Origin of the sequence: Pseudomonas sp. FeS53a (genome assembly GCF_000931385.1) — a bacterium.
GTDB classification, from domain to species: Bacteria; Pseudomonadota; Gammaproteobacteria; order Pseudomonadales; family Pseudomonadaceae; genus Metapseudomonas; species Metapseudomonas otitidis.
In genome coordinates this window covers 24,342-34,914 of record NZ_JYFT01000038.1, presented here as the reverse complement: position 1 = coordinate 34,914, position 10,573 = coordinate 24,342, and the positions used below count along the sequence as shown (strand labels likewise).

The window sequence follows — 10,573 nt, the reverse complement described above, 5'->3', positions numbered from 1 at the left end:
CAGCGCTAGAATGAGCGCCCGAGTTCCCCGCCGGAGCCCTCCTGATGCCCCCCCTGCGTTTTGCCCTCACCCCCGGTGAGCCTGCCGGTATCGGTCCCGACCTGTGCCTGCTCCTTTCTCGCGAAGCCCAACCCCATCCGCTGATTGCCATCGCCAGCCGGCAACTGCTTGAGCAGCGCGCCCGCACCCTGGGCGTCGATATCAACCTCATCGAGGTCACAGCCGAGCGATTGCCCACCGTCCCCGCTGCCGCGGGAGCGCTCTACGTCTGGGATACCCCATTGGGGGCAGAAGCCACGGCCGGCCAGCTCGACACCGCCAACGCGGCCTATGTCCTGCAGACGCTCACCCGCGCCGGCCAGGGCTGCCTGGATGGATTGTTCGACGGCATGATCACCGCCCCGGTGCACAAGGGCGTGATCAACGACGCCGGCATCGCCTTCTCCGGCCATACCGAATTCCTCGCCGACCTCACCCGCACCCAGCAGGTGGTGATGATGCTGGCGACCCGGGGGCTGCGCGTCGCCCTGGTCACCACCCACCTGCCGCTGAAGGATGTCGCCGCCGCCATCACGACCGAGCGCCTGGAACGGGTCACGCGCATCCTCCACGCCGACCTGGTGGATAAGTTCGGCCTGAGCCAGCCGCGCATCCTCGTCTGCGGCCTCAACCCCCACGCCGGGGAAGGCGGTCACCTGGGACGGGAAGAGATCGAGATGATCGAGCCCTGCTTGCAGCGCCTGCGCGCCGAGGGCATGGACCTGGTCGGCCCGCTGCCGGCCGACACCCTGTTCACCCCCAAGCACCTGGAGCACTGCGACGCTGTCCTGGCCATGTACCACGACCAGGGCTTGCCGGTGCTCAAGTACAAGGGCTTCGGTGCCGCCGTGAATGTCACCCTGGGCCTGCCGATCATCCGCACCTCGGTAGACCATGGCACCGCCCTGGACCTTGCCGGCACCGGCCGTATCGACGGTGGCAGCCTGCAGGTGGCGCTGGAAACCGCCTACCAGATGGCCACCAGCCGCCAACGCACCGCTTGATGTCGACCGGCCGCTGCCCGGATTGCCACCGGGCAGCGGCGAGCAGCACCTCAGCGCCGCTTTTGCCTTAAACTACGCGACCTCGTTTTTTCGCTTTGTGCTCTTGCTTGATGCTTGCAGCTTGAAGCCTGGAGCCGCCTCTCTATGTCCGAATACCAACACCGCGCCCGCAAACGCTTTGGCCAGAACTTCCTGCACGACGCCGGCGTCATCCACCGCATCCTGCGTGCGATCCACGCCAAGCCTGGCGAGCACCTGCTGGAGATCGGCCCCGGCCAGGGCGCGCTGACCGAAGGCCTGCTGGGCAGTGGCGCGCAACTGGACGTCATCGAACTGGACCTGGACCTGATCCCCATCCTCAACGCCAAGTTCGGCGCCGAGCCACGCTTTCGCCTGAACCAGGGCGATGCCCTGAAGTTCGACTTCAACCAGTTGGGCGCCGAGCCCCGCTCCCTGCGAGTCGTGGGCAACCTGCCGTACAACATTTCCACCCCGCTGATCTTCCACCTGCTGGACAACGCGCCGCTGATCCGTGACATGCACTTCATGCTGCAGAAGGAAGTGGTGGAGCGACTGGCGGCCGAACCCGGCGGTGGCGACTGGGGCCGCCTGTCGATCATGGTCCAGTACCACTGCCGCGTGGAGCACCTGTTCAACGTCGGCCCGGGCGCCTTCAACCCGCCGCCGAAGGTGGACTCCGCCATCGTCCGCCTGGTCCCCCACGAGACCCTGCCGCATCCGGCCAAGGATCACCGCCTGCTGGAACGCATCGTTCGCGAAGCCTTCAACCAGCGCCGCAAGACCTTGCGCAACACCCTGAAGGCCCTGCTGGACGCCGAAGCCATCGAAGCTGCCGGCGTGGATGGCAGCCTGCGACCCGAGCAACTGGACCTGGCCGCGTTCGTCCGTCTGGCCGACCAGCTTGCCGCCAGGACAGGCACCGCCTGAGCTCCTAGACTTTTTTCATTGCGCGAGAGAGCCCACCCAGTGTCCGAACCCCGCTACCAGATCGACGTCAGCGTCACCACCCGCTACCTGCCTGAGCAGTCGCAGCCGGACGACAGCCGCTACGCCTTCTCCTACACCATCACCATCGCCAACAGCGGCGATGTGGCCGCCCGACTGATCTCCCGTCACTGGGTCATCACCGATGGCGACGGCCAAGTGCAGGAAGTGCGCGGAGCCGGCGTGGTGGGGCAGCAGCCGCTGATCGAGCCGGGCGCGCAGCACGTCTACACCAGCGGTACGGTCATGACCACCCGCGTGGGCGCCATGCAGGGCAGTTATCAGATGCTGGCCGAGGATGGCCACCACTTCGACGCCCCCATCGCCCCCTTCCGCCTGGCCGTACCCGGCGCACTGCACTGAGGCCCGCCATGACGACCTATGCCGTTGGCGACCTGCAGGGCTGCCTGGATCCCCTGAAGTGCCTGCTCGACCGGGTCGCCTTCGATCCCGCCCGGGACCGCCTCTGGCTGGTAGGCGATCTGGTCAACCGCGGCCCGAAGTCCCTGGAGACACTGCGCTTCCTGTTTGCCATGCGCGACTCGGTCACCTGCGTGCTCGGCAACCACGACCTGCACCTGCTGGCCGTGGCTCACAATGTCGAGCGGCTGAAGAAGTCCGACACCCTGCGGGAAATCATCGAAGCCCCCGACGCCGGGGACCTGCTGGACTGGCTGCGCCGGCAGAAGCTCGTCCACTACGACGAGGCCCGCGACATCGCCATGGTGCACGCCGGCATACCCCCCATGTGGACGCTGGCCAAGGCGCTCAAGCGCGCCGCCGAAGTGGAGGAGGCGCTGCTCGATGACGCGCGCCTGCCGCTGTTCCTCGAGGGCATGTACGGCAATGATCCCGCCTGCTGGGACAGCGACCTGCACGGCATCACCCGCCTGCGGGTGATCACCAACTACTTCACCCGCATGCGCTTCTGCAAGGCAGACGGCACCCTCGACCTCAAGAGCAAGGAGGGCGCGGACACCGCCCCGCCCGGCTATCGACCCTGGTTCGCCCACCCGTCCCGCAAGACCCGTGGGCAGAAGATCATCTTCGGCCACTGGGCAGCCCTTGAGGGCAAATGCAATGAACCCGGCCTGCATGCCCTCGACACGGGTTGTGTCTGGGGCGGCACCATGACCCTGCTGAACATCGACAACGGCCAGCGCATCAGCTGTGACTGCAAGGAGCCCCGACATGAGTGAATTCCAGCGAATCCCGCCGGAGCGGGCCCAGGCCCTGCGCGAACAAGGCGCCGTGGTGGTCGACATCCGTGATCCGCAGAGCTTCGCGCAGGGTCACATCAGCGGCTCGCGCCACCTGGACAACTACTCCCTGGCCGACTTCATCGCCCAGGCCGACCTCGACGCCCCGCTGATCGTCGCCTGCTACCACGGCAACTCCAGCCAGGGAGCCGCCGCCTACCTGGTGGGCCAGGGCTTCTCCGAGGTCTACAGCCTCGACGGTGGCTTCGAGCTGTGGCGCGCCACCTACCCCACCCACGTAGCACAAGGCGGCGAAGAGTAAAAAAACTGCGGATGGCGCAAACCCGCGCCATCCGTAGCCTTGCGCACCTTCCTGACGAACGGCAACACGCTGTTATCACTCCGTCATCCTTGACCTCGCCGATTCCGAACTACTCTTAGGGCAGGCCATCCAAAAAGGAGAGCCGGCACACCGGTTCCGGGCCATCGGCAGCGACCATTTGGTGTACTGGGGGATTTTCTTCGGCCGACTCGTCGGACGACTGCCCACCCGCGTGACCGATCCCGCCGGCTCCCGTATCCAGCGAGGTGACGCAATGAGCATTTTCAGCCACTTCCAACAGCGCTTCGAAGCCACTCGCCAGGAAGAGTATTCCCTGCAGGAGTACCTGGACCTCTGCAAACAGGACAGGAGCGCATACGCCACCGCCGCAGAGCGCATGCTCATGGCGATCGGCGAGCCCGAGCTGTTGGATACCTCTTCCGATCCACGCCTGTCGCGGATCTTCTCCAACAAGGTGATCCGCCGCTATCCGGCCTTTGCCGACTTCCATGGCATGGAAGAGTGCATCGACCAGATCGTCGCGTACTTCCGCCATGCCGCGCAGGGCCTGGAAGAGAAGAAGCAGATCCTCTACCTCCTGGGCCCGGTGGGCGGCGGCAAGTCGTCCCTGGCCGAGAAGCTCAAGCAACTGATGGAGAAAGTGCCCTTCTACGCCATCAAGGGCTCTCCGGTGTTCGAGTCCCCGCTGGGCCTGTTCAACGCCGCCGAGGATGGCGCGATCCTCGAAGAGGACTACGGCATCCCGCGCCGCTACCTCTCCAGCATCATGTCGCCCTGGGCCACCAAGCGCCTGCAGGAGTTCGGCGGCGACATCAGCCAGTTCCGCGTGGTGAAGCTCTACCCGTCGATCCTCAACCAGATCGCCGTGGCCAAGACCGAACCGGGTGACGAGAACAACCAGGACATCTCCGCCCTGGTCGGCAAGGTCGACATCCGCAAGCTGGAGGAGTACCCGCAGAACGACGCGGACGCCTACAGCTACTCTGGCGCCCTGTGCCGCGCCAACCAGGGCCTGATGGAATTCGTCGAGATGTTCAAGGCGCCCATCAAGGTCCTGCACCCGTTGCTCACCGCCACCCAGGAGGGCAACTACAACAGCACCGAAGGCCTGGGGGCGATTCCATACAGCGGCATCCTGCTGGCCCACTCCAACGAATCCGAGTGGCACAGCTTCCGCAACAACAAGAACAACGAGGCCTTCATCGACCGGATCTACATCGTCAAGGTGCCCTATTGCCTGCGCGTCACCGACGAGATCCGCATCTACGACAAGCTGCTGATCAACAGCTCGCTGGCCAAGGCCCATTGCGCGCCCGACACCCTGCGCATGCTCGCCCAGTTCTCCGTCCTCTCGCGCCTGAAGGAGCCGGAGAACTCCAACATCTACTCCAAGATGCGCGTCTACGACGGCGAGAACCTCAAGGACACCGATCCCAAGGCCAAGTCGATCCAGGAATACCGTGACTCGGCGGGTGTCGATGAAGGCATGAACGGCCTGTCCACACGCTTCGCCTTCAAGATCCTGTCCAAGGTCTTCAACTTCGACCCCCACGAGATCGCCGCCAACCCGGTGCACCTGCTCTACGTGCTAGAGCAGCAGATCGAGCAGGAGCAGTTCCCCGCCGAAGTACGCGAGCGCTACCTGCGCTACATCAAGGAGTACCTGGCACCGCGCTACATCGAATTCATCGGCAAGGAAATCCAGACCGCCTACCTGGAGTCCTACAGCGAGTACGGCCAGAACATCTTCGACCGCTACGTGCTGTACGCGGACTTCTGGATCCAGGACCAGGAATACCGCGACCCGGAGACCGGCGAGATCCTCAACCGCGTGGCCCTCAACGAGGAACTGGAGAAGATCGAGAAACCCGCCGGCATCAGCAACCCGAAGGATTTCCGCAACGAGATCGTCAACTTCGTGCTGCGCGCCCGGGCCAACAACAACGGCAAGAACCCCAGCTGGCTTAGCTACGAGAAACTGCGGGTGGTCATCGAGAAGAAGATGTTCTCCAACACCGAGGACCTCCTGCCGGTCATCAGCTTCAACGCCAAAGGCAGCAAAGAGGAGCAGCAAAAGCACAACGACTTCGTCAAGCGCATGGTCGAGCGCGGCTACACCGAGAAGCAGGTACGCCTGCTGTCCGAGTGGTACCTGCGGGTACGCAAGTCGCAATAACAGCAGCCGCAAGTCATCAGCTGCACGCTGCGTGCGGGGCTCCCCGCCGCAGCCTGCGGTTGGCAGCCTGACGCTGCCCCGGAGGGGCATCTATGAGCTATGTGATCGACCGACGCCTGAACGGCAAGAACAAGAGCACCGTGAACCGCCAGCGGTTCCTGCGGCGCTACCGCGAGCACATCAAGAAGGCCGTGGAGGAGGCCGTCAGCCGGCGCTCCATCACCGACATGGAGCACGGCGAGCAGATCAGCATCCCCGGCCGCGACATCGACGAGCCCGTCCTGCACCACGGCCGTGGCGGCCGGCAGACCATCGTCCACCCGGGCAACAAGGAATTCACCGCCGGTGAACGCATCCCTCGCCCCCAGGGCGGAGGCGGCGGACGCGGCAGTGGCAAGGCCAGCAACCAGGGCGACGGGATGGACGAATTCGTCTTCCAGATCACCCAGGAAGAGTTCCTCGACTTCATGTTCGAGGACCTCGAACTGCCCAACCTGGTGAAACGCCACCTGACCGGTGCCGACACCTTCAAGACCGTGCGCGCCGGCATCAGCAACGAAGGCAACCCCTCGCGCATCAACATCGTCCGCACCCTGCGCTCCGCCCATGCCCGGCGCATCGCCCTCTCCGGCTCCAGCCGCGCCAAGCTGCGGGAGGCAAAGGAGGAGCTTGCGCGCCTCAAGCGGGAGGAGCCGGACAACTTCGGCGACATCCAGGAGCTGGAAACCGAGATCGCCCGGCTGCGCGCCCGCATCGAGCGGGTGCCCTTCCTCGACACCTTCGACCTCAAGTACAACCTGCTGGTCAAACAGCCCAACCCCAGCTCCAAGGCCGTCATGTTCTGCCTGATGGACGTCTCCGGCTCCATGACCCAGGCGACCAAGGACATCGCCAAGCGCTTCTTCATCCTCCTGTACCTGTTCCTCAAGCGGAACTACGACAAGATCGAAGTGGTGTTCATCCGCCACCACACCAGCGCCAAGGAAGTGGACGAGGAAGAGTTCTTCTACTCCCGCGAAACCGGCGGCACCATCGTCTCCAGCGCGCTCAAGATGATGCAGGAGATCATGGCCGAGCGTTATCCCATCAACGAATGGAACATCTACGCCGCCCAGGCCTCGGACGGCGACAACTGGAACGACGACTCCCCCATCTGCCGCGACATCCTCATCAAGCAGATCATGCCGTTCGTCCAGTACTACACCTACGTCGAGATCACCCCGCGCGAGCATCAGGCGCTGTGGTTCGAGTACGAGCAGGTGTGCGAGGCGTTCGCCGATACCTTTGCCCAGCAGCAGATCGTCTCGGCGTCCGACATCTATCCGGTGTTCCGCGAACTCTTCCAGCGCCGGCTGGTTACCTGAGGGCTGCGCCATGACCGCGAAAGAGAAGAAAAGGCAGCCGATCTCCACGGGATCGGAGTGGACCTTCGACCTCATCCGAGCCTATGACCGCGAGATCGGCCGCCTGGCCGAACGCTATGCACTCGACACCTACCCCAACCAGATCGAGATCATCACTGCCGAACAGATGATGGATGCCTACGCCTCCGTGGGCATGCCCCTGGGTTATCACCACTGGTCCTACGGCAAGCACTTCCTCAGCACCGAGAAGTCGTACAGCCGCGGCCAGATGGGCCTTGCCTACGAGATCGTGATCAACTCCGACCCCTGCATCGCCTACCTGATGGAGGAGAACACCATCACCATGCAGGCGTTGGTGATCGCCCACGCCTGCTACGGCCACAACAGCTTCTTCAAGGGCAACTACCTGTTCCGCACCTGGACCGACGCCAGCTCGATCATCGACTACCTGGTGTTCGCCAAGCAGTACATCAACCAGTGCGAGGAACGGCACGGCATCGATGCCGTGGAGAACCTACTGGACTCCTGCCACGCCCTGATGAACTACGGGGTGGATCGCTACAAGCGCCCCTACCCCATCTCCGCCGAAGAAGAGCGGCGCCGGCAGAAGGAGCGCGAAGAGCACCTGCAACGGCAGATCAACGACCTCTGGCGCACCATTCCCAAGGGCCATGGCAAGTCCGACGACAAGGACAAGGGCCGCTTCCCGGCCGAACCCCAGGAGAACATCCTCTACTTCATCGAGAAGCACGCCCCGCTGCTGGAGCCCTGGCAGCGCGAGATCGTGCGCATCGTGCGCAAGATCGCCCAGTACTTCTACCCACAGCGCCAGACCCAGGTGATGAACGAAGGCTGGGCCACCTTCTGGCACTACACCCTGATGAACGACCTGTACGACGAAGGCCTGGTCACCGACGGCTTCATGATGGAGTTCCTCCAGTCTCACACCAGCGTGGTCTACCAGCCCAGCTTCGACAGCCCCTACTACAGCGGCATCAACCCCTACGCCCTGGGCTTCGCCATGTACCGCGACATCCGCCGCATCTGCGAGGAGCCCACCGAGGAGGACAAGCGCTGGTTCCCCGACATCGCCGGCAGCGACTGGCTCTCCACCATCAAGTTCGCCATGAAGAGCTTCAAGGACGAGAGCTTCATCCTGCAGTTCCTCTCGCCCAAGGTGATCCGCGACTTCAAGCTGTTCAGCATCCTCGACGACGACCAGAAGGACGAACTGCTGGTCCCGGCCATCCACGACGAACCCGGCTACCGGATCATCCGCGAAACCCTCGCTGCCCAGTACAACCTCGGCAACCGCGAGCCCAACGTGCAGATCTGGAACGTCGACCGCCGGGGTGACCGCTCGCTCACGCTGCGCCACCAGCAGCACGACCGAAAACCGCTCGGCGAATCCACCGAAGAGGTGATGCGCCACCTGCACCGCCTGTGGGGGTTCGACATCCACCTGGAAACACTCAACGGCGACAACATCACGGGGACCTTCCACATGCCCCCAAAGGGTGAACGGGGCGAGGACGGCGAGTACCCGCGCCTGGATCTGGTCATCCCGCCCATTTGATCGGTTGACCGCCTGCCCGGGTGCGCCCGAGCATGCGGTCCATCGCCCATGGAGAGCGTCGATGCGCCTGTTCCTCGTCCTGCTGCTGTGCCTGGCACTGGCCACCTGCTCCAGCCACATCCCCGGCATCCAGGTCACCCATCCGGCCAACCCTTCGCTGGTGGGCCACGCCAGCTTCGAACTCATCGCTCCCGAGCAGGCCGTGCAGGGCGAAGCCCCCTACCGCGCCCACTACCGGCAGCTCGCCCCGCTGCTGCGCCAGCAACTAGCTGAGCGCGGCTACCACGAAAGCCAGCAGCCGGAGCTGCGCGTCTACTACTGGCTGGCCCTGCAGGATGCGCCGCTGGAGTTCCGCGTCGACGAGGCGCCACCCACCCCGCTCGGCGGCTACCAAGCCATCCACCGCCTGCGCGACGCCACCGGCACCCTGCGCCTGCGCATTACCGACCTGACAGGCCAGGTGCTCTGGGAAGGCACCGCCAGTACCGGCCTCAGCCCCGCCTGGGACAGTGCCGAACTGCTGCAGACCGCCGTCGAGGCACTGGTCCGGCAGATACCGGTCGCCACGGCCGGCCAGGCTGCTATCCTCCGCAGCCTCGGAGGAAATGAGCATGCAGATATACAAGGTGGGCGGCGCCGTACGTGACCGCCTGTTGGGCAGACCGGTCACCGAAAACGACTGGGTAGTGGTGGGCGCAAGTGCCGAACAGATGCTGGCGCTTGGCTACAAACCGGTGGGCGCCGACTTCCCGGTGTTCCTCCACCCCGACACCGGCGATGAGTACGCCCTGGCCCGCACCGAGCGCAAGAGCGGTCGTGGCTATGGCGGCTTCACCTTCTACGCCAGCCCGGACGTGACCCTCGAAGACGACCTGATCCGCCGCGACCTCACCGTCAACGCCATCGCCGAAGACGCCGATGGCCGCCTGGTCGACCCCTACGGTGGCCAGCGCGACCTGGAGCAACGCATCCTCCGCCACGTCTCCCCGGCCTTTGCCGAAGACCCGCTGCGCGTCCTGCGGGTCGCTCGCTTCGCCGCCCGCTACGCCCCACTGGGCTTCCGCGTCGCCGAGGAAACCCTCGGGCTCATGGGCGAGATCGCCGCATCCGGCGAACTGGATGCGCTGACAGCCGAACGTACCTGGAAGGAAGTCTCACGTGCCCTGATGGAGCCCCGGCCCGATGTGTTCATCGAGGTCCTGCACGCCTGCGGCGCCCTGAAGGCCTGGATGCCGGAACTGGATGCCCTGTTCGGCGTGCCCCAGCCACCGGCCCACCACCCCGAAGTCGACACCGGCCTGCACGTCCTCGCAGTCCTGCGCCAGTGCGCCGAGCACCAGCAGCCCCTCACCGTGCGCTGGGCCTGCCTGCTGCACGACCTGGGCAAGGGCCTGACTCCGCCGGAAGAGTGGCCGCGCCACCTCCAGCATGAACAACGGGGCCTGGCGCCGATCAAGACGGTGAACGAGCGCTGCAAGGCACCGCGCGACTGCCAGGAACTCGCGCTGCTGGTGTGCGAGTACCACACCCACGCTCACCGCGCCCTGGAGCTGCGTCCCGGTACCCTGGCCACGCTGATGCAGGCCTTCGACGTCTATCGCCGCCCGCAGCGCTTCGATGAATTCATCGCCGCCTGCGAGATGGACGCCCGGGGTCGTACCGGCCTGGAAGACCGGGACTATCCCCAGGCCACCTACCTGCGTGGTGCCGCGACGGCGGCCCGTGCCGTCGGTGTGAAGGAGCTGATGGCCAAGGGACTCAGCGGCGCAGCCCTCGGCGAAGCGCTATCACGGGAACGGATCGCCGCACTCGCAGCCTACCGCTCGGCCCATCAGCCCGCTGCTAGCCAGTAGCCACACCTGCCTGT

Annotated in this window: 10 protein-coding genes; all 10 read left to right on the top strand. The window is 65.0% G+C overall.

The features are described 5' to 3' along the window. Positions 1-44 precede the first annotated feature (44 nt). The 10 genes from pdxA to SZ55_RS11320 all read left to right on the top strand — a co-directional run bounded on the left by pdxA (position 45) and on the right by SZ55_RS11320 (position 10,559). A complete protein-coding gene (gene pdxA, locus SZ55_RS11365) occupies positions 45-1,043 on the top strand; it encodes a 4-hydroxythreonine-4-phosphate dehydrogenase PdxA (RefSeq protein WP_044405683.1) in 999 nt (332 codons plus the stop codon). A 144-nt stretch (positions 1,044-1,187) separates the two neighbouring features. Further along, the gene (rsmA, locus tag SZ55_RS11360) at positions 1,188-1,991 is read left to right on the top strand and encodes a 16S rRNA (adenine(1518)-N(6)/adenine(1519)-N(6))-dimethyltransferase RsmA (RefSeq protein ID WP_044405681.1); all 804 of its coding nucleotides are present in this window, start codon (positions 1,188-1,190) and stop codon (positions 1,989-1,991) included. Positions 1,992-2,030: 39 nt separating this feature from the next. After that, positions 2,031-2,411 carry a Co2+/Mg2+ efflux protein ApaG gene (gene apaG, locus SZ55_RS11355; protein WP_044405679.1) on the top strand — a complete coding sequence of 127 codons (381 nt, stop codon included), beginning with the start codon at positions 2,031-2,033 and terminating at the stop codon, positions 2,409-2,411. Positions 2,412-2,419: 8 nt separating this feature from the next. Next, entirely contained in the window at positions 2,420-3,247 is an 828-nt protein-coding gene (locus SZ55_RS11350; protein ID WP_044405678.1) for a symmetrical bis(5'-nucleosyl)-tetraphosphatase, read from the top strand. Beyond that, positions 3,240-3,569, top strand: a complete 330-nt coding sequence (gene glpE, locus SZ55_RS11345; protein ID WP_044405676.1) for a thiosulfate sulfurtransferase GlpE — start codon at positions 3,240-3,242, stop codon at positions 3,567-3,569. The genes SZ55_RS11350 and glpE overlap by 8 nt, the downstream gene beginning before the upstream one ends. Positions 3,570-3,843: 274 nt before the next feature. After that, positions 3,844-5,766, top strand: coding sequence for a PrkA family serine protein kinase (locus SZ55_RS11340; protein ID WP_044405674.1), 1,923 nt, complete (start codon positions 3,844-3,846; stop codon positions 5,764-5,766). A gap of 92 nt (positions 5,767-5,858) precedes the next feature. Continuing rightward, positions 5,859-7,130 (top strand): YeaH/YhbH family protein, encoded by a 1,272-nt coding sequence (locus SZ55_RS11335; RefSeq protein WP_044405672.1) that lies wholly within the window; start codon positions 5,859-5,861, stop codon positions 7,128-7,130. 10 nt (positions 7,131-7,140) lie between these two features. Continuing rightward, entirely contained in the window at positions 7,141-8,706 is a 1,566-nt protein-coding gene (locus SZ55_RS11330; RefSeq protein WP_044405670.1) for a SpoVR family protein, read from the top strand. A gap of 61 nt (positions 8,707-8,767) precedes the next feature. After that, entirely contained in the window at positions 8,768-9,352 is a 585-nt protein-coding gene (locus tag SZ55_RS11325; protein WP_082078212.1) for a DUF4136 domain-containing protein, read from the top strand. Beyond that, on the top strand, positions 9,318-10,559 hold the full coding sequence (locus tag SZ55_RS11320; RefSeq protein WP_044405668.1) for a multifunctional CCA addition/repair protein: 1,242 nt from the start codon (positions 9,318-9,320) through the stop codon (positions 10,557-10,559). Before SZ55_RS11325 ends, SZ55_RS11320 begins: the two co-directional genes overlap by 35 nt. The last annotated feature ends 14 nt before the right edge of the window (positions 10,560-10,573 follow it).

Bases quoted from the DNA above. Each gene is read 5' to 3' on its own strand.
- pdxA (WP_044405683.1), top strand. From the start codon at position 45: ATGCCCCCCCTGCGTTTTGCCCTCACCCCCGGTGAGCCTGCCGGTATC.
- rsmA (WP_044405681.1), top strand. From the start codon at position 1,188: ATGTCCGAATACCAACACCGCGCCCGCAAACGCTTTGGCCAGAACTTC.
- SZ55_RS11350 (WP_044405678.1), top strand. From the start codon at position 2,420: ATGACGACCTATGCCGTTGGCGACCTGCAGGGCTGCCTGGATCCCCTG.
- glpE (WP_044405676.1), top strand. From the start codon at position 3,240: ATGAGTGAATTCCAGCGAATCCCGCCGGAGCGGGCCCAGGCCCTGCGC.
- SZ55_RS11340 (WP_044405674.1), top strand. From the start codon at position 3,844: ATGAGCATTTTCAGCCACTTCCAACAGCGCTTCGAAGCCACTCGCCAG.
- SZ55_RS11335 (WP_044405672.1), top strand. From the start codon at position 5,859: ATGAGCTATGTGATCGACCGACGCCTGAACGGCAAGAACAAGAGCACC.
- SZ55_RS11330 (WP_044405670.1), top strand. From the start codon at position 7,141: ATGACCGCGAAAGAGAAGAAAAGGCAGCCGATCTCCACGGGATCGGAG.
- SZ55_RS11325 (WP_082078212.1), top strand. From the start codon at position 8,768: ATGCGCCTGTTCCTCGTCCTGCTGCTGTGCCTGGCACTGGCCACCTGC.
- SZ55_RS11320 (WP_044405668.1), top strand. From the start codon at position 9,318: ATGCAGATATACAAGGTGGGCGGCGCCGTACGTGACCGCCTGTTGGGC.